We start from the raw sequence: 19448 nt of genomic DNA, 5'->3' as shown, positions 1-19448 counted from the left end.
CATCGCCGAGAGTCGGCGCAGGCTTGGGACAATTAACGCTGTGTTCAAAAATAACGTCCTGAATATCATTGTTTTCATGCTTTCCGAGCCGATTGTGGCGACTCCAGAAATGCATTCGGCGCTGTGTTCAACAGCGCCGTGTGTGATTACTTGATCAGGCCAACCCGCGAGAAATTCGGCAGGTGACTGAGTTTGGGTTCCGGCCAGCTCATCCAGACTGCGAAGGCCTTGCCGACAATATTCTTGTCGGGAACCATGCCCAGCAGATCCTTGGGAATGCTCGGATCATCCCAGTAGCGACTGTCGTTCGAGTTGTCGCGGTTGTCGCCCATCATGAAGTAGTGCCCCGCCGGCACGGTCCACGAATGGTCGGGGGTGGCGCGATAGCGGCTCATTTCCTTGCGGATCAGGTGCTCGGCGACGCCGAGTTTTTCCTTGTAGAGCTCCGCGCTGCCCAGCGTACCCGGCTCGGAGCCGACCAGTTGCTCGGCAATCGACTCACCATTGACGAACAGACGCTTGTCGGCGGTGTAACGAATCTGGTCACCCGGCAGGCCCACCACACGTTTAATGTAGTTGACGTTCGGATCGCTCGGGAAGCGGAACACCATCACATCACCGCGCTGCGGGTCACCCACTTCGATGACTTTCTTATCGAGAACCGGCAAGCGGATCCCGTAGGAAAACTTGTTCACCAGAATGAAGTCGCCGACGTCCAGGGTCGGTTTCATCGAGCCGGATGGAATCTGGAACGGTTCCACCAGGAACGAACGCAGCACCAGCACGATGAACAACACCGGGAAGAAAGACTTGCCGTATTCGACCAGCAGCGGCTCTTTGTTCAGTTTCTCGACCACCAACCCGTCAGGCTGGCTGACGCTGCCCTGATAGGAGGCAATGGCGGCACGCCGACGCGGCGCCAGGAACAGCAGATCGAGCAACGCCAACAGGCCGCAGACGAACACGGCGATGACCAGCAACAGCGGGAAATTTAGTGACATAGGACCTAACTATCCAACCTGAGCACTGCAAGGAAGGCTTCCTGTGGAATTTCCACGTTACCGACTTGCTTCATGCGTTTCTTACCGGCCTTTTGCTTTTCCAACAGCTTGCGCTTACGGCTAACGTCACCGCCGTAGCATTTGGCCAATACGTTCTTTCTGAGTGCCTTGACGGAGGTTCGCGCAATGATCTGCCCGCCAATGGCGGCCTGGATCGCGACGTCGAACATCTGGCGCGGAATCAGTTCTTTCATCTTCTCGGTCAACTGGCGACCTTTGTAGTGCGCGTTATCCTTGTGCACGATCAGCGCCAGGGCATCGACCTTGTCACCGTTGATCAGCACATCCAGTTTCACCAGATTAGCCGATTGATAACGGTCGAAATGGTAATCCAGCGAAGCATAGCCACGGCTGGTGGACTTCAGACGGTCGAAGAAGTCCAGGACCACTTCGTTCATCGGCAAATCATAAGTCACTTGGACCTGGGTACCGAGGAACAGCATGTCGTGTTGAACGCCACGCTTTTCGATACACAAGGTAATGACGTTGCCCAGGTGCTCTTGCGGCACAAGGATATTGGCCCGCACGATCGGCTCACGCATGTCCTCGATCGAGGACAGGTCCGGAAGCTTCGACGGGTTGTCGACGTAAATCGTTTCACCGGTTTTCAGCAACAGCTCAAAGATAACTGTCGGCGCCGTGGTGATCAGGTCCAGGTCGTACTCGCGCTCCAGGCGCTCCTGGATGATTTCCATGTGCAGCATGCCGAGGAACCCGCAACGGAAGCCGAAGCCCAGGGCATCGGAGCTTTCCGGGGTGTACTGCAGGGACGAGTCGTTGAGCGTGAGCTTTTGCAGGGCTTCACGGAAATCTTCGAAGTCGTCGGAGCTGACCGGGAACAGGCCGGCATAGACCTGCGGCTGGATGCGCTTGAAGCCTGGCAACACGTCGACGTCCGGCGTGGAGCTCAAGGTCAGGGTGTCACCGACCGGTGCACCATGGATGTCCTTGATACCGGCGATGATGAAGCCCACTTCGCCGGCCTTCAGGTCAACGGTGGCGGTGTGTTTCGGGTTGAAGACACCGACGCTGTCCACCAGGTGGATCTTGCCGGTGGACTTGACCAGGATCTTGTCGCCCTTCTTCACGCGACCGTGACGCACACGTACCAGGGAGACAACGCCCAGGTAGTTGTCGAACCAGGAGTCGATGATCAACGCTTGCAGCGGATCTTCGTAGTTGCCGGTCGGCGCAGGAATGGTGTGAACCAGACGCTCGAGCACTTCGTCGACGCCCAGGCCAGTCTTGGCACTGCACTCGACCGCGTCGGTGGCGTCGATGCCGATGATTTTTTCGATTTCTTCTTTGACGCGATCCGGATCGGCCTGAGGAAGGTCGATCTTGTTCAGGACCGGCATGACTTCCAGGCCCTGCTCGATCGCCGTGTAGCAGTTGGCAACCGACTGCGCTTCAACGCCCTGACCGGCATCGACCACCAGCAACGCACCTTCACAAGCCGCCAGCGAACGGCTGACTTCATAGGTGAAGTCGACGTGGCCTGGGGTGTCAATGAAGTTCAGCTGGTACTTGATACCGTCGCGAGCGGTGTAATAGAGGGTGACGCTGTGGGCCTTGATGGTGATCCCGCGTTCACGTTCCAGGTCCATGGAGTCCAGGACCTGGGCTTCCATTTCGCGCTCGGCAAGGCCGCCGCACATCTGGATGAAGCGATCGGCCAGCGTCGACTTGCCATGGTCAATGTGGGCGATGATGGAGAAATTGCGGATATGACTCAAATCACTCACGGATCAACACTCAAAAAGGCTGCAGGCATAGCCCGCCGAAAAATAGCCGGGAATTGTACCTGATCCACGGCGCAAGCGTCACGTTCGCAGGTCAGACGGCATGTACAAAAACGCCCCGGTCTTGCGACAGGGGCGTTTTTTATCAACAGCCAGGTCGGGAAATCCCCGCGATCAACCGGCTCGGCGCAACAACCAGACCCCGGCCAGGGCACAGATACTGGCCGGCACCAACACCGCAAACAGCGGCGAGAAACCGAATACCAGGCTCGAAGGGCCCAGCAGATCCTGGACGATACGGAAGGTAAAGCCCACCAGCACGCCGGTAAACACCCGCTGACCGAGGGTCACCGAGCGCAGCGGACCGAAGATGAAGGAAATCGCCATCAGTACCAGAGCCGCGGTGACCAACGGCTGCAACACCTTGACCCAAAAGGCCAGCCAGTAACGACCATTATTGAGCCCCTGATCCGCCAGATAGTGGATGTAACCCCACAGACCGGAGATCGACAGCGAGTCGGGCGACATCACCACGGTGCTGAGCAGTTGCGGGCTCAACGCCACGTCCCAGCGCTCGACAGGCGCGGTTACCACTTCGGTACTTTTCTCATGGAACAGCGTGGTGGTGACTTCGCTCAACTGCCAGTGATCCTTGTCGAACTCCGCACGCTTGGAGAAGCTCGCCGACAGCATGTGCCGTTCCTCGTCGAAGCGATAACGGGTCACGCCATACAGCAGGCCATTGGGCTGCACGGAGTTGACGTGAATGAACTCGTCACCCTGACGGTGCCACAGACCGTGCTTGGCACTTTGCGCATCGCCACTGCCCTGAGCCAGGGAGCGATTGGCCTGGGCGGTGCTTTCGGTCGCCGGCGCTACGTACTCGCCGATCAACACGCCCACCACCATCAGCACCAGCATCGGCTTCATGACCGCCCAGACGATTCGCCCGGTCGACACGCCCGCAGCACGCATGATGGTCAGCTCGCTGTGGCTGGCCAGGCTGCCGAGGCCGATCAGGCAACCAATCAGCGCTGCCATCGGCAACATGTCGTAAAGACGACGCGGCGCGGTCAGGAGGACGTAACTCAACACATCGACCAAGGTGTAGGTATCGCTGACATCACCCATCTCGTCGATGAAGGCAAACAGCGTCGCCAGACCAAGAATGATCCCCAATACCGCCAGGATCGCCACGAACACGCTGCTACCGATGTAGCGGTCGAGCTTAACCACGAGCCACCTCCAGCGCGCTGCGGCGACTCGCCATTTTCAAGCGCAACGGCTCCCAGTAGAGCAAGCCCAGGCCGATGGCCAGGAATATCCCATGCACCCACCACAAGCCCAGCGCGGGCGGGATCTTGCCCTTTTCGAGGGCGCCGCGAGCGGCAATCAGGATGGACAGGTAAGCCATATAAAGAAGAATCGCCGGCAGCAGCTTGAGGAAACGGCCCTGGCGCGGATTGACCCGCGACAGCGGCACCGCCATCAGGGTCACGATGAAGACCAGTAATGGCAAGGACAGACGCCATTGCAGCTCGGTGCGGGAACGGATGTCGTCACTGCCCAGCAAGGAACTGGTCGTCATTGCGTCACGGTCGGTGACTTCGTCGCTGACGTCCGGTTTGGGCAGCAATACACCGTACTCTTGGTACTTGATCGCTCGGTAGTCGGCCTGCCCGGGATTACCGTCATAGCGATAGCCGTTGTCGAGAATCAGGTAGCGGTTACCGTCCGGACGGATTTCCTGACGGCCCTTCTCGGCCACCAGCACGGAAATCCCGCGATCCTTCTTTTCGGAATTGACGTTCTTCTGCGAAATAAACACGCCGCCCAGGTTGATGCGGTCATCCGACAGGGTTTCGGTGTAGGTCACCCGCGTACCGTCGCGCAGCGCCTGGAAGCGACCCGGCTCCAGGGTGTCGAACTCGGTCAGGGCATCCTGTTTGTTCAGCAGCAACTGGAATTGATTGGCCCCTTGTGGCGCCAGACTCAGGCTCAGCCACGCCACGACCAATGCCACCAGGGTGGCTGGAAAAAGGGTCATGGTGAGCAGACGTTGCTGGCTCATGCCCGTGGCGGACAGCACGGTCATTTCGCTTTCCAGGTACAGCCGGCCATAGGCCAACAGAATCCCCAGAAACAGGCCCAACGGCAGGATCAACTGCAAAAAGCCTGGCAGGCGGAAACCCATGATCAGAAACAGCGAGCCCGGATCCAGAAGGCCAGCAGCCGCCTGCGCGAGGTATTTGATGAAGCGTCCGCTCATGATGATGACCAGCAGAACGGCGCTGACGGCGCTCAAGGTCAACAGGACTTCGCGGGATAGGTAACGGAAGACAATCAAACCAGACACTCCAGGGTTGTCAGGCTAAGGCGGCCAAACAAGCAAACATATCAGCCGGCTCGCAGGGCAGAGCCGCCGAAAAAGATGCGCATTATCCTGTGATTGAGCGCGCCTGTCACTGCGCACGCTCAAGCAGGTGGCCAAAGCACTGAAGATCGTACAACCGAGGGTTGTCAGGCGCTGGTAGCGAGGTTCAAACTGCGGCCTTTGTCGCAGGCCGTGACTTGCGTCTTTCTATTTATAAGCAAGCGGCGTACGCACTTCGCCTGGCACTTGCGTGTTGACCATTAATTCAGGGACCCGGACATGGAACTGGTTGTAAAAAGCGTTAGCCCAGAAACGTTGAAGACCGCCACTCTGGTGGTCGCCGTCGGCGAAGGCCGCAAGCTCGGCGCCGTCGCTAAACAACTCGACGAATTGAGCGGCGGCGCCATCAGCGCTGTGCTCAAGCGCGGCGACCTGGCCGGCAAAGTCGGTCAGAGCCTGATGCTGCACAGCCTGCCGAACCTCAAGGCCGAACGCGTGCTGCTGGTGGGCGTGGGCAAGGACGAAGAGCTGGGCGATCGCCCATTCCGTAAAATCGTCGCTGGCATCCTCAATACCCTCAAAGGCCTGGGCGGCAGCGATGCGGTGCTGGCCCTGGACGAAGTCGTGGTCAAAGGCCGTGACAGCTATGGCAAGACCCGCCTGCTGGCCGAAACCCTGGTGGACGGCGAATACACGTTCGATCAGTTCAAGAGCCAGAAAGCCGAGCCCCGCTCCCTGAAGAAAGTCACCCTGGTGACCATCAAGGCTGCTCAAGCTGAAGTGCAACGCGCTGTGACCCACGCCACCGCCATCGCCAACGGCATGGCATTTACCCGCAACCTGGGCAACCTGCCGCCGAACATCTGCCACCCAACGTTCCTCGGTGAGCAGGCGAAAAACCTGGGCAAAGAGTTCAAGGATCTGAAAGTCGAAGTGCTCGACGAGAAGAAGATCAAGGCACTGGGCATGGGTTCGTTCTACGCCGTCGGCCAGGGCAGCGCCCAGCCACCGCGCCTGATCGTCATGCAGTACAACGGCGGAAAGAAATCCGAGAAGCCGTACGCACTGGTCGGCAAAGGCATCACCTTCGATACCGGCGGCATCAGCCTGAAGCCAGGCGCCGGCATGGATGAAATGAAGTACGACATGGGCGGCGCCGCCAGCGTGTTCGGCACCCTGCGTGCCGTGCTCGAACTGAAACTGCCGATCAACCTGGTGTGCATCCTGGCGTGCGCCGAGAACATGCCAAGCGGCAATGCTTCGCGCCCTGGCGACATCGTCACCACCATGAGCGGCCAGACCGTCGAAATCCTCAACACCGACGCCGAAGGCCGTCTGGTGCTGTGCGATGCACTGACCTACTCCGAGCGCTTCAAGCCGCAAGCGGTGATCGACATCGCGACCCTGACCGGCGCCTGCGTTGTCGCGCTGGGCTCCCACACATCGGGTCTGTTGGGCAACAACGACGAACTGATCGGCCAACTGCTGAGCGCTGGCCAGTCCGCCGACGACCGCGCCTGGCAACTGCCGCTGTTCGATGAGTATCAAGAACAGCTGGACAGCCCGTTCGCCGACATCGCCAACATTGGTGGCCCGAAAGCCGGCACGATCACGGCGGCCTGCTTCCTGTCGCGCTTCACCAAGAACCTCAACTGGGCGCACCTGGATATCGCCGGCACAGCCTGGACCAGCGGCGGCAAGGACAAGGGCGCCACTGGCCGTCCGGTTCCCCTGCTGACCCAATACCTGCTGGACCGCGCCAAAGCCTGAAACCGATGACCTTGGGCGGCGCCACTTTCGGGTGACGCCGCGCCAGGTTCAGGAACCGCAATGACCAAAGTCGACTTCTATATCCTGCCCAGCGCCGACCCTTCGGCTCGGCTGGATTTCGCCTGCAAACTCACCGAAAAAGCCTGGCGCATGGGCCATCGCATCTACCTGCATTGCAGCGATGCCGCCCAGCGCGACGACCTCGATGCGCGCCTGTGGGCCTTCAAGGGCGAAAGTTTCGTGCCCCACGGTCCCGCCGAAAACGAGCCGGACGGTTTGATCGTATTGGGTCTCGGCGATGACTGCGGTCAGCATCAGGATCTGCTGGTCAACCTCGACCTGAAAGTCCCGGTCTTCGCCCAGCGTTTCGCCCGCGTGGCGGAAGTGGTGGTGGAAGATCCGACGATACGTACGGCTGCGCGGGAGAGTTTCCGTTTCTACCGCGAACAGGGCTATTCTCTGCAAGATCACCGTTTACAGCGACTCTGAGCATTCCGATGGACACTCCAAAACCGCAGCAAAAGTCCGCGCATCTGCTGGATGACCTTGAGTCGATCCGCCAACTGCTCGGCGACGATAACCTGCAACCACCGTTACTGACCGACACGGTCGAAGAAGGTGATCAGGAACAGATTCCAATGCTGTTCGACACGGTTGGCGCTACGCCGCCGACGCTTGAACCGACACCACCCGCCCCTCCCGTCCAAGCCGCACCCGCCGCCAGCAAAAACGCCGACGATCTGCTGCACTTGGACAGCGAACTGCGCGCCGCCGCGCTCTTGATCATGCAAGACGTGATCGACGACTTCGCCCCGCACATCGAAACCGAAATCAAACGCCGCCTCAACGCGCGGCTGGAACGGTTGTTGAGCCAATACAACGACTGAACCGGTGGGAGCGGGCTTGCTCGCGAAGAGGGCGTGTCAGTCGGCATTAATGTTGCCTGACACGCCCTCTTCGCGAGCAAGCCCGCTCCCACCATTGACCGGAAACAAGGCAAGCTTTGCGTCAGGTACTCAGATAGCGCCCGATCAAGGCAATCCCGCTGGCCAGCACCAACCAGGTCACCAATCGCACGAACGCCTCGCGGGACAGTTTCATGGTCAACCGTCGGCCGACCCACAGCCCCAGCGCCATGGCTGGCAACAAACACAGCGCCAGTACCAACAACGGCAAATCGGCATACACGCCAGCGATGGCAAACAGACTCAAACGCACCACGGTACTGCAACTGATCAGCGCACTCTGGGTCGCCCGGGCCGCGTCCTTGGGCAACCGACTGTTCAAATAGATCGCATATAAAAAGCCACCACTGCCGAACAACGCCCCGAACATCCCGCCCACCGTACCCATCGGCACCGCCCAACCGGCAGACAATTGTTTCGGCCGGGTTTTAATCCACAGGCAATAAATCGCATAGGCGCTGATAAACAGCCCCATCAACAGCAGCAACAAATCGGATTTCAGGTTCAGCAGAAAAATCACCCCCAACGTGCAGCCCACTGCCATACAGGGCAGCAGTCGCAGCAATTCCGGTTTGGCCACATCCCGGCGCGAGGGCAGCAGATTGCCGAAGGCCGCGACGAAATCCAGCAGCACCAGCAGCGGCACGATCTTCGACAGCGGCATGAACAGAATCAGAATCGGCCCCGCCACCAACGCCGTTCCAAAACCGGCGATGCCGAACACGATGTAAGCCAGGGCGATGCCCGACCCGACCACCAGCCAATCCACCGTGCCGAACGGCCATTGGCTCAACAGCTCAAGTACATTCATCCGTACGTCTTCCTTGAATCCCGATGACGACTTTACCTCCTGTGGGAGCGGGCTTGCTCGCGAAAGCGGTGTGTCAGTCAATGTAGATGCTGAATGTTAAACCGTATTCGCGAGCAAGCCCGCTCCCACAAGGGATTTTCGCTGACTCATGGAGATTGATTGCCGAATGCCTTTATCATGCGCCCCATGATTAAAGATCCCTTTGCAAGACTCGGCCTGGACCGTGAAGTCCTGACTGTCAGCCAGCTCAACGGCCGCGCGCGGGTGTTGCTCGAAGACGTGTTCAGCAACATCTGGGTCGAAGGCGAAATCTCCAACCTCGCCCGTCCGGCGTCCGGCCACGTGTATTTCACCCTCAAGGACAGTGGCGCCCAGGTGCGTTGCGCGCTGTTCCGGCAGAACGCCGCGCGGGTTCGCCAGGCGTTGAAGGATGGCCTGGCGGTCAAGGTGCGCGGCAAGGTCTCGCTGTTCGAGGGGCGCGGCGACTATCAGTTGATCCTCGACACCGTGGAGCCGGCCGGTGACGGCGCCCTGCGCCTGGCCTTCGATGCCCTGAAAGAAAAACTCAGCGCCGAAGGTCTGTTCAGTGCCGAACGCAAAGTGCCGCTGCCGGCGCACCCGCAACGCATCGGCATCATCAGCTCGCCTACCGGTGCGGTGATCCGCGACATCATCAGCGTCTTCCGCCGCCGTGCGCCGCAGGTGCAGCTGACGCTTATCCCCACGGCCGTGCAAGGCCGCGAAGCCACGGCGCAAATTGTCCGCGCACTGAAACTGGCGGATGCCCGTGGTTTTGATGCGCTGATCCTGGCCCGTGGCGGCGGCTCGCTGGAAGACCTCTGGAGTTTCAACGAAGAAGCCGTGGCCCGTGCCGTGGATGCCTGCGTGACGCCGATTGTCAGCGCCGTTGGCCATGAAACCGACGTGTCGATCAGTGACTTCGTGGCCGACGTTCGCGCCCCGACACCCTCCGCGGCCGCCGAGCTGCTCGCGCCGGATTCCAGCGATCTGGTGCGCCGGGTCGAAAGCCTGCATCGACGGCTGGTGATGCGCATGCGCGACCGCTTGATGCGCGACCGGCTGCGCCTGGAAGGCATCTCTCGCCGCTTGCGTCATCCCGGCGAACGTCTGCGCCAGCAAGCGCAGCGCCTGGATGATCTGGACATGCGCATGCGCCGCGCGTTCGAGCGCAACCTCAATACTCGCCGCGAACGATTGATCCGCCTGGAAACCCGCCTCGCCGGGCAACACCCCGGGCGGCAACTGGCGATGCTCCGCCAACGCCTCGACAGCCTCGCCGAACGCCTGCCCCGGGCCATGCGCGAAGGCCTCAAGAGCCGGCGCCTGCAACTGCAAAGCCAGATGCAGACGCTGCATGTGGTCAGCCCGTTGGCGACTCTTGGCCGTGGCTACAGCATTCTGCTGGATGAACGCGGCAACGCGATCCGCAACGCTGCGCAGACCCATACCGGCCAGCGCCTCAAGGCCAAGCTTGGCGAAGGCGAACTGCAAGTTCGGGTCGAAGACAATCACCTGACACCTGTCACCCTTTCTTTACTGGATTGATCCATGTCGCGTTTTTTAGCTCCGCTGCTGTTGCTCTGCCTGACCTTCAACGCCCACGCCGACAGCTACATCACCCGCCTGTTGAACAAACCGGTGCCGGGCGGCGTGGCGGTGGTGGATCTGGGTACGTCCGCCCAGGCGCCGAAAGCCAGCTATCAAGGCAAACCTGTATTGGTGGTCAAGGAACAGAACAACTGGCTGGCGATTGTCGGTGTGCCGCTGACAGTCAAACCGGGCACTCAGCAAGTCACCAGCAGCGGTCGTAACCTGAGTTTCACGGTCGGTAGCAAGAAGTACCCGGAACAGCGCATCACGCTGAAAAACAAGCAGCAGGTCAATCCGGACCCGGAGAATCTCAAGCGTATCGAGGGCGAGTTGGCCGAGCAGATTCAGGCTTACCGCACCTTCAGCCCGAATACCCCGAGCAACCTGCTGCTGGACAAACCGGTCAATGGCCCGTTGTCGAGCAAGTTCGGCGTGCGCCGGTTCTTTAATGGCGAAGAACGCAATCCGCATGCGGGGCTGGACTTCGCCGTGCCTGCAGGCACGCCGATCAAGACGCCGGCCGCTGGCAAAGTGATCCTGATCGGCAACTATTTCTTCAATGGCAATACGGTATTTGTCGACCACGGCCAGGGGTTTATCAGCATGTTTTGCCACATGTCGAAAATCGACGTGAAGGTTGGCCAGCAACTGGCGCGTGGTGGCGTGGTCGGGAAGGTTGGCTCGACCGGACGTGCGACCGGGCCGCATATGCACTGGAACGTCAGCCTGAATGATGCACGGGTGGATCCGGCGATTTTTATTGGGGCGTTTCAGCCATAGATAGTCGTTGAGGCTGATGGCCTCTTCGCGAGCAAGCCCGCTCCCACGTTGGATTTGTGTTCACACGATCAAATGCCGGAGCGGGCTTGCTCGCGAAGGCGGCCTCACAGGCGCGGCTTATTCCGCCTCCAAGTCCTCAATCCCATGGACTTCCCTGTGCGCCAGACACTCCTTGATCCACGCCTGGGTTTCCTCCGAGAAACCAGCCAACTCTTCCGACGTGATCAATTCATGAGTACACAACCCCAGCAAGTGAGCAGGCGCCTCATTGCGTGAGTGGCGGAAAACGCCAAACGCCCAATACAACTCCTGTTGACCGGCTTTCAGCCTTTCTTCGCTGGCTTCTAAGCGCTCATAGGGCGTTGTGCTCTTGTCCAGCACCATGCGCTCGACCTCCTCCATGATCCGCACACACATGCGCTCATGGGCCACCGGACGCAGCGTGCTATACAGCTTCCAATCCGACTCGTTCATTGCCCACTCCTGCCTGCAGTAGTCCCGTTCAGACTTTAAGAATAGCTGCGCCGACTGGAATGAGACCGACAGTTTTCAATTGCGCATCGCTCTGACCTCGCGCAAACATAAAAACAATCGACGCTATTAAGCACAATAAAACCTCGATAAATCCGACTTTTCGAGTATTCCTCTCAATTTTTTTCGACCGCTTGCCATCCTTCACCCTCGCGGTTAGGGTTGAAGGCATGAAAACCTCTCACACCCTCATTCAGCTTCGCCAGCACCGCAGCCTGTGCCTGGTCAGTGCACGACTGCCAGGCTGAATCGCGGCGCCTCGTCCCACGCGTTACCCCACAATTTTTGTTCCACCGGCAGGCCGCCTTTTTTCGGCCCACACAATAAGGATTTCCCGATGAGCATGCTCAAAGACCCGTCTTCGAAATACCGCGCGTTCCCGACCATCGATATCCCGGATCGCACTTGGCCGTCGAAGACCATCACCGCCGCACCGATCTGGTGCAGCTCCGACCTTCGTGATGGCAACCAGTCGCTGATCGAGCCCATGGACGCGGTCAAGAAGCTGCGTTTCTGGAAAACCCTGGTGTCCGTCGGCGTGAAAGAAATCGAGGCTTCGTTCCCGGCTGCCTCGCAAACCGACTTCGACTTCGTTCGTACCCTGATCGAAGGCAACCACATCCCGGATGACACCACCATTCAGGTGCTGACCCAGGGCCGTGAAGACTTGATCGAGCGCACCTTCGAATCCTTGCGTGGGGCGAAGAAAGCCATCGTTCACCTGTACAACGCCACCTCCCCTTCCTTCCGCCGGATTGTCTTCAACCAGGACAAGGACGGGATCAAGGAAATCGCCGTGAGCGCGGCCAAGCTGTTCGTGAAGTACGCCGCCCAGCAACCGGACACCGAGTGGACCTTCGAGTATTCGCCGGAAACCTTCAGCGCGACCGAACTGGAATTCGCCAAGGAAGTCTGCGACGCGGTGATCGAAGTCTGGAACCCGACGCCCGAGCACAAGATGATCCTCAATCTGCCGGCCACCGTCGAATGCGCGACCCCTAACATCTATGCCGACCAGATCGAATGGTTCGGCCGTCACATCAACCGTCGTGACAGCGTGATCATCAGCCTGCACACCCACAACGACCGTGGCACCGGCGTGGCGGCCACCGAGCTGGGCCTGATGGCCGGCGCGGACCGTGTCGAAGGTTGCCTGTTCGGCAACGGCGAGCGTACCGGTAACGTCGACCTCGTGACCGTGGCACTGAACCTCTACACCCAGGGCATTCACCCTGAACTGGACTTCTCCGACATCGACGGCGTGCGCAAAGTCGTCGAAGAATGCAACCAGATCCAGGTGCACCCACGTCACCCGTACGTCGGCGACCTGGTTCACACCGCGTTCTCCGGCTCCCACCAGGACGCCATCCGCAAGGGCTTTGCCCAGCAGAAACCGGACGCCCTGTGGGAAGTGCCGTACTTGCCGATCGACCCGGCCGACATCGGTCGCAGCTACGAGGCGGTCATCCGCGTCAACAGCCAGTCGGGCAAGGGCGGTATCGCTTACCTGCTGGAACAGGAATACGGCATCAGCTTGCCGCGTCGTATGCAGATCGAGTTCAGCCAGGTCGTGCAGCGTGAAACCGATCGCCTGGGCCTGGAAATGTCTGCCCAGCAGATCCATGCGCTGTTGCACAGCGAGTACTTGCAGGCCAACACCCCGTACGCGCTGGTCAGCCATCGCCTGCAGGAAGAAAACGGTCACAGTGCCGTGGAAGTGGAAGTTTCCGGCAAAGGCCAGGGCGAAACCAACCTGCATTGGCGCGGCAAGGGCAACGGTGCCCTGGAAGCGTTGGTAGCCGGTCTGCCGATCCCGGTGGAAATCATGGACTACAACGAACACGCCATCGGCGCGGGCACCAATGCCAAGGCGGCGGCCTACATTGAACTGCGAGTGAACGGTGAACGTGCGGTGCACGGCGTCGGTATCGATGAAAACATCACCACCGCGAGCTTCAAGGCCCTGTTCAGCGCCCTGAACCGCTCGTTGAGCCAGCCGGAAGCGAAAGCGGCGTAAGCGTTCGCTGAAATACAAAAGGCCCCGGGGTGAGAACCTCGGGGCCTTTTTTGTATGCCTGTTTTGTGTTGGTTGCTCTGGCCTCTTCGCGAGCAAGCCCGCTCCCACAGTGGATTTTTGGCGTACACAAAATCTGTGCCCACGTCGATCAAATGTGGGAGCGGGCTTGCCCGCGAAGAGGCCCTGTCAGACAGCGAAAATCTCAGGTGAACTCGAAAGTATCCGCATCCAGATTCGCCGGAAACCGCGTGCGATAAGCCGCCAGTTCCGCAGCGTCCAGCACCACCTTGAACACGCCATCGGCCTCACCGGCACTGAGCAATGTCTCGCCCTGGAAATCCAGCACCTGGCTGTCACCGGTATAGGCGAAACCCTTGCCGTCGTTGCCGATGCGATTCACCGCCGCCACGTAGCAAAGGTTTTCAATCGCCCGCGCCGGCAGCAAACGATTCCAATGCTGACGCCGCGCACCCGGCCAGTTGGCGGTGTACAGCAACAGGTCGGTGTCCTGAGCATCACGGCTCCACACCGGGAAACGCAAGTCGTAGCAAATCAGCGGCCGTACTCGCCAGCCCTTGAGCTCGAACTGCACCTGACGCTCGCCGGGGGTGTAGTGGTTATGCTCGCCCGCCATGCGGAACAGATGGCGCTTGTCATAATGCAACACCTCCCCGTCCGGCCGGGCCCACAACAGCCGATTGCGATGGCTGCCGTCAGCGGCCTGGACGATCACGCTGCCGGTAATCACCGCCTCCAGCTTCGCCGCCTGAACGCGCAGCCATTTACTGGTGGGACCGTTTTCCGCCTCTGCGAGCCTCTCGGACTCCATGGAAAAACCGGTGGTGAACATCTCCGGCAGGATGATCAGGTCGGCGCCGCGAGCCTGCTCCAACAGGTGCTCGAAATGCTCCAGGTTAGCCTGCCGGTCGTGCCAGGCCAGGGTGGTCTGGATCAGCGCGATGTTCAGATTGGGCAGCGCACTCAGATCACGCATAGTTTTTCCGCTGCTTCACGCAGGGTCTCTTCACGTTTGGCGAAGCACAGACGCACTAGACGCTGGCCTTCAGGTGGCGTCTGGTAAAACACCGAGATCGGAATGCTCGCCACACCATGTTCGCGGGTCATCCACAGTGCCATCTCGACATCATTGAGGTCCGGACGGATCTGCGAATAATCGACCAACTGAAAATAAGTACCGGCCACCCGGGTGAAGCTGAAGCGTGACGGGGTCAGCAAATCGCAGAACAGATCGCGTTTGGCCTGATAGAAACCCGGCAGTTCTTCCACATGTTCCGGGTGCTCGGCCATGTAGTCGGCCAAGGCGTATTGCAACGGCGTCACGCCGCAGAAACTGACGTATTGGTGCACCTTGCGCAGCTCGGTGGTGAGGGCCGGCGGGGCCACGACGTAGCCGGTTTTCCAGCCGGTGACGTGATAGGTCTTGCCGAAGGAGCTGACCACGAATGCGCGCTGATACAGCTCTTCATGGGCCAGCACGCTGACGTGGGGCACACCGTCGAACACCAAGTGTTCGTAGACTTCGTCGCTGACCACATAAATGTCGCGGTCGCGGATCAATGCCGCCAATTGATCCAGCTCGGCACGGCTGATCAGCGCGCCGCTGGGGTTGTGCGGGGTATTGAGGATGATCATCCGTGTACGCGGGGTCAGCGCTGCGCCAAGCTTCTGGAAGTCGATACTGAAATCATTCAGGCCCAGCTGCACATGCACGCAACGACCACCGGCGAGTTCCACCGAAGGTTCGTAACTGTCATAGGCTGGATCAAACACGATGACTTCGTCACCGCTGTGGATAACCGCCTGAATGGCGCAAAAAATCGCCTGGGTCGCGCCGGGGGTGACCGTCACTTCGCTGTCGGCATCCACATTGACGCCGTAGCTGCGGGCGATCTTCGCCGCGATCTGTTGACGCAACGCCGGTAGGCCAGTCATTGGCGAATACTGGTTGTGGCCATTGGCGATATGCCGACCGACCGCATCACGCAGGGCCTGGGGGCCGTCGAAATCGGGAAAACCCTGGGACAGATTGAGCGCGCCGGTTTGCGCCGCGAGCTGAGACATCTGAGTGAAGATAGTGATGCCGACATTCGGCAGCTTGCTGGTGATCATTGGTGATTCCCTGCTCAACACCCGGCTCTACGGCGGCGCGGGAGAGCCCGAGGATAGCCCAAACAACGCCCACAAAAAAAGGGCGCATAAAGCGCCCTTTTTGAACCCGCCCCTGTGAGAGCGGGCTTGCTCGCGAAAGCTGTTTCACATTCACCAAACAGGTGTCTGAAAGGACGCCTTCGCGAGCAAGCCCGCTCCCACAGAAGCCAGGCGAGCCGCGAATCAGCGCTTGTCGCGGCGCTTCTTGTCGGCTTTCTTGTGGTGCGACATCATCCGACGCTTCTTGTTGACCTGGCGGTCGGTGAGCGAATTCTTGTTGCCTTCGTACGGGTTCTCGCCGCCCTTGAACTCGATGCGGATCGGAGTACCGACCAGCTTCAAGACACGACGGTAAGTGTTTTCCAGATAGCGCACGTAAGACTTCGGCACCTTCTCGATCTGGTTACCGTGAATCACGATGATCGGCGGGTTAGCACCGCCCAAGTGGGCATAACGCAGCTTGATCCGGCGGTTGTTGACCATCGGCGGCGCGTGCTCACCAACCGCATCTTCCAGAATCGTGGTCAGGCGGTTGGTTGGCCAGCGGGTGACCGCAGACTTGAACGAGTTCTGTACGGAGGCGTAGAGGTTGCCCACGCCCGTGCCGTGCAGGGCCGAGATGAAGTGAATGTCGGCGTAGTCAACGAAGAACAGTCGACGTTGCAGCTCGACCTTCACGAAGTCACGCTCGCTCGGTGTCATGCCGTCCCACTTGTTGATCGCGATCACCAGCGCACGACCCGACTCAATGGCGAAGCCCAGCAGGTTGAGATCGTGATCGACCACGCCTTCGCGGGCGTCCATCACAAAGATCACCACGTTGGCGTCTTTGATCGCCTGCAGGGTCTTGACCACGGAGAATTTTTCGACTTCTTCATGGATCTTGCCGCGCTTGCGCACACCGGCGGTGTCGATCAGCGTGTACTTCTCGTCGTTACGCTCGAACGGGATGTAGATACTGTCGCGGGTGGTGCCGGGCTCGTCATAGACGATTACCCGGTCTTCACCGAGCATGCGATTGACCAGGGTCGACTTGCCGACGTTCGGGCGGCCGATGATCGCGATCTTGATCCCGTCTTTTTCGCTAGGGCCAGGAATGCGCTTGGCTTCCTCGCCTTCGGCAACGATCTCTTCCTCGCCTTCTTCCAGCTCGTCATCGTCTTTCGGGAAGTCGCTGAGGGCGATTTCCAGCATCTGGGTGATGCCACGACCATGTGCACCGGCGATCGGGATCGCGTGGCCCATGCCCAACGGGGCGAATTCAGCGCGGGCCATTTCAGGGTCGATGTTGTCGACCTTGTTGGCAACCACGTAAGAACGCTTGTTACGTTTGCGCAAATGCTCGGCGATCATCTGGTCGGCGGCGGTGAAACCGGCCTTGGCATCTACCAGGAACAGAACGACATCCGCTTCTTCAATGGCCAGCAGCGACTGCTCGGCCATTTTTTCGTCCATACCGTGCTCGTCACCGGAGATACCGCCGGTGTCGACCAGAATGTAGGAACGCCCTTGCCACTTGGCCTCACCGTATTGGCGATCACGGGTCAGACCGGACAAGTCGCCGACGATAGCGTCGCGAGTCCTGGTCAGGCGGTTGAACAAGGTGGACTTGCCGACGTTCGGTCGGCCCACCAGGGCGATTACGGGAACCATGCGGCTCTCCACTTCGTTATTTCAGAAAATACAAAAGCCGCTGCTAGGCAGCGGCTGGTGCTCGGGGCAGCACTTGGGAGTGCTGCGAACCCCGTGATACCGGGGCCGCCTGGGGGTTTAACCCCAAGCATAGTCAAACCTTTACTTGATGGTCAGGGCTTCCAGTTTGCCGCTGTTGCCATACAGATAAATCGTGTCACCCACCACCAGCGGACGGGCACGCAGGCCGTCGCTGTCGATGCGCTCGCGGCCGACGAAACGACCGTCCACCTGACTCAGCAAATGCAGGTAACCTTCCATATCACCGACTGCAACATAGCTGGAGAACACTTCCGGAGCCGACAGTTGACGGCGAGCCAGCGAATCGTTGCTCCACAAGGCTGTGGTGGAACGTTCGTCGACGCCTTCAACGGTGCCCGCAGACAGGCTCACGTACACGCTGCCAAAACCCTGGGCGACACCGGCATAGCTGGAAGCATCCCGCTGCCAGAGCTGACGACCGCTTTCCAGATCCAGTGCCGCAACGCGGCCCTGATAGCTGGCGACATACAGCGTACCGCCGGACAGCAGCAGACCGCCGTCGATGTCGACAACGCGCTCCAGCTCCGAACGGCCTTGCGGAATCGCTACCCGTTGTTCCCATACCGGCACGCCGTTGGAAATATCGAGAGCGACCACTTTACCGGTCGACAGGCCAGCCACCGCGAGGCGATTGGTGACGATCGGCGCACTGGTACCGCGCAGGGTCAGGACTGCCGGAGTGCTGTCGTACAACCAGCGCTGGCTGCCGGTGGCGGCATCCAGACCGATCAGACGGTCATCCTGAGTCTGGACCACAACCACGTCACCGTTGTTGGCCGGCGGCGCGAGAACTTCGCTGGAAACGCGAGCGCGCCATTTCTCTTCACCGTTGATGGCGTCCAGGGCAACGATTTCGCCCTTGGTCGTACCGATCAGGAGCAGACCGTAACCCACGCCAACGGCGCCGGAAACAGGCAGTTCGAGATCCTTCTTCCATTTGACGTCGCCATTGCTGCGATCCATCGACATCACCACACCGGTGACGTCGGCGGCGTAGATGGTATCGCCATCGATCGCCGGAACCAGCATGTTGTACGTTTCGCCCTGACCGTCACCGATCGAACGACTCCACTGCTTTTGCAAAACCACTTCTTCTTTGAAGTCGGTCAGCTCGGCCGGTGGCAGTTCTTTTTTGCTGTTGCTGCTGCAACCCGCGGCCAGTATGGCCAGAGCCAGCAATGCTGCATGTTTCCAACGGATCACGTCACGCATCCCCTTTGGCCAGGTCGTCCAGCTTGATTTGTAGGCCACCGACCGCCGCTTCATCCGACAGTGCCGCCTTGGCTTTCTGATACGCCGTGTTTGCTTCGTCGGTACGACCCAGTTGCACCAGCAGATCGCCCTTGAGCTCCTCGCGAGTGGCCAGGAATGCCTTGTCCGCTTCGCCGTCGAGCAATTTCAGGGCTTCATCGGCCTTGTTCTGCGCGGCCAGCACCTGCGCCAGGCGCTGACGGGCGATTTCGCCCAGGGCCGGGTTGGCTGGTTTGGCGACGATTGCTTTCAGTTCAGTGACGGCGTCGTCCAGCTTGCCGCTGTCGACCGCGACTTTCGCCATGAACAGGCTGCCGTACTGCGCGTAGGCGGTACCGCCGAATTCGCTGTTGAGCTTGCCGGCCAAGTCCGAAACGCGGGCGGCATCAGGCTTGCCGTCAGGCGTCAGCGTGGTTTCCAGCAGTTGCTGATAGAGAATCGAGGCGCCTTGCGACTGATTGCTCTGATACTTCTCAAAGGCCTGCCAGCCGAACACGATGACCAGCGCCAACAGGCCGCCAGTGACCAGGGGCTTGCCGTTGCGTGTCCACCAGTCCTTAAAATCCGCCAGCTGTTCGTCTTCGGTACTCGACACCCCAATACTCCTTAATCGCTAAATCGGCTGTTTGACA

Annotated in this window: 17 protein-coding genes; 6 read left to right on the top strand and 11 right to left on the bottom strand. The window is 59.8% G+C overall.

Annotated features, from left to right (window positions below):
* Nucleotides 1-146: 146 nt before the first annotated feature.
* From lepB to lptF, 4 genes are all read right to left on the bottom strand, one after another.
* Nucleotides 147-1001, bottom strand: a complete 855-nt coding sequence (gene lepB, locus ACA055_RS05045; protein ID WP_497682630.1) for a signal peptidase I — start codon at nt 999-1001, stop codon at nt 147-149.
* A 5-nt stretch (nt 1002-1006) separates the two neighbouring features.
* Nucleotides 1007-2806 (bottom strand): translation elongation factor 4, encoded by a 1800-nt coding sequence (lepA, locus tag ACA055_RS05040; RefSeq protein ID WP_162441056.1) that lies wholly within the window; start codon nt 2804-2806, stop codon nt 1007-1009.
* A 171-nt stretch (nt 2807-2977) separates the two neighbouring features.
* Nucleotides 2978-4039 (bottom strand): LPS export ABC transporter permease LptG, encoded by a 1062-nt coding sequence (gene lptG / locus ACA055_RS05035; RefSeq protein WP_497682629.1) that lies wholly within the window; start codon nt 4037-4039, stop codon nt 2978-2980.
* Nucleotides 4032-5150 carry an LPS export ABC transporter permease LptF gene (lptF, locus tag ACA055_RS05030; protein ID WP_497682628.1) on the bottom strand — a complete coding sequence of 373 codons (1119 nt, stop codon included), beginning with the start codon at nt 5148-5150 and terminating at the stop codon, nt 4032-4034. Before lptF ends, lptG begins: the two co-directional genes overlap by 8 nt.
* Nucleotides 5151-5456: 306 nt before the next feature.
* On the opposite strand from lptF, the gene ACA055_RS05025 reads away from it, so the two are divergent.
* From ACA055_RS05025 to ACA055_RS05015, 3 genes are read left to right on the top strand one after another with little or no spacing between them, the layout of a single operon-like run.
* Nucleotides 5457-6947: a leucyl aminopeptidase gene (locus ACA055_RS05025; protein WP_497682627.1), complete on the top strand. Its 1491-nt coding sequence runs from the start codon at nt 5457-5459 to the stop codon at nt 6945-6947.
* Nucleotides 6948-7007: 60 nt separating this feature from the next.
* Nucleotides 7008-7436, top strand: coding sequence for a DNA polymerase III subunit chi (locus tag ACA055_RS05020; RefSeq protein WP_497682626.1), 429 nt, complete (start codon nt 7008-7010; stop codon nt 7434-7436).
* A gap of 8 nt (nt 7437-7444) precedes the next feature.
* Nucleotides 7445-7834, top strand: a complete 390-nt coding sequence (locus tag ACA055_RS05015) for a DNA polymerase III subunit chi (protein WP_497682625.1) — start codon at nt 7445-7447, stop codon at nt 7832-7834.
* A gap of 121 nt (nt 7835-7955) precedes the next feature.
* On the opposite strand, the gene ACA055_RS05010 is transcribed toward ACA055_RS05015, so the two are convergent.
* Entirely contained in the window at nt 7956-8723 is a 768-nt protein-coding gene (locus ACA055_RS05010) for a sulfite exporter TauE/SafE family protein (RefSeq protein ID WP_497682624.1), read from the bottom strand.
* A gap of 186 nt (nt 8724-8909) precedes the next feature.
* Here ACA055_RS05010 and xseA point away from each other — a divergent pair, with 186 nt between their 5' ends.
* Both xseA and ACA055_RS05000 read left to right on the top strand, forming a co-directional pair.
* On the top strand, nt 8910-10289 hold the full coding sequence (gene xseA, locus ACA055_RS05005; RefSeq protein WP_497682623.1) for an exodeoxyribonuclease VII large subunit: 1380 nt from the start codon (nt 8910-8912) through the stop codon (nt 10287-10289).
* A gap of 3 nt (nt 10290-10292) precedes the next feature.
* Nucleotides 10293-11114, top strand: a complete 822-nt coding sequence (locus tag ACA055_RS05000; protein ID WP_497682622.1) for a peptidoglycan DD-metalloendopeptidase family protein — start codon at nt 10293-10295, stop codon at nt 11112-11114.
* 117 nt (nt 11115-11231) lie between these two features.
* On the opposite strand, the gene ACA055_RS04995 is transcribed toward ACA055_RS05000, so the two are convergent.
* Nucleotides 11232-11588 (bottom strand): hypothetical protein, encoded by a 357-nt coding sequence (locus ACA055_RS04995; protein ID WP_497682621.1) that lies wholly within the window; start codon nt 11586-11588, stop codon nt 11232-11234.
* A 394-nt stretch (nt 11589-11982) separates the two neighbouring features.
* Between ACA055_RS04995 and leuA the strand changes: the two genes are divergently transcribed.
* A complete protein-coding gene (gene leuA, locus ACA055_RS04990; RefSeq protein ID WP_497682620.1) occupies nt 11983-13662 on the top strand; it encodes a 2-isopropylmalate synthase in 1680 nt (559 codons plus the stop codon).
* A 202-nt stretch (nt 13663-13864) separates the two neighbouring features.
* On the opposite strand, the gene ACA055_RS04985 is transcribed toward leuA, so the two are convergent.
* The 5 genes from ACA055_RS04985 to ACA055_RS04965 all read right to left on the bottom strand — a co-directional run bounded on the left by ACA055_RS04985 (nt 13865) and on the right by ACA055_RS04965 (nt 19411).
* Nucleotides 13865-14656, bottom strand: coding sequence for an amidohydrolase (locus ACA055_RS04985; protein ID WP_497682619.1), 792 nt, complete (start codon nt 14654-14656; stop codon nt 13865-13867).
* Nucleotides 14644-15792, bottom strand: a complete 1149-nt coding sequence (locus ACA055_RS04980) for a pyridoxal phosphate-dependent aminotransferase (protein ID WP_497682618.1) — start codon at nt 15790-15792, stop codon at nt 14644-14646. The genes ACA055_RS04985 and ACA055_RS04980 overlap by 13 nt, the downstream gene beginning before the upstream one ends.
* Nucleotides 15793-16014: 222 nt before the next feature.
* On the bottom strand, nt 16015-17484 hold the full coding sequence (der, locus tag ACA055_RS04975) for a ribosome biogenesis GTPase Der (RefSeq protein WP_046046039.1): 1470 nt from the start codon (nt 17482-17484) through the stop codon (nt 16015-16017).
* Nucleotides 17485-17625: 141 nt separating this feature from the next.
* On the bottom strand, nt 17626-18777 hold the full coding sequence (bamB, locus tag ACA055_RS04970; protein ID WP_497682617.1) for an outer membrane protein assembly factor BamB: 1152 nt from the start codon (nt 18775-18777) through the stop codon (nt 17626-17628).
* Complete coding sequence (locus tag ACA055_RS04965; protein ID WP_497682616.1) at nt 18770-19411, bottom strand: tetratricopeptide repeat protein; 642 nt, start codon at nt 19409-19411, stop codon at nt 18770-18772. Before ACA055_RS04965 ends, bamB begins: the two co-directional genes overlap by 8 nt.
* Nucleotides 19412-19448 lie beyond the last annotated feature (37 nt).

Source organism: Pseudomonas sp. LBUM1657 (assembly GCF_059716075.1).
The sequence above is the reverse complement of the archived record's forward strand: the minus strand, read 5'-3'. Positions and strand labels throughout refer to the sequence as shown.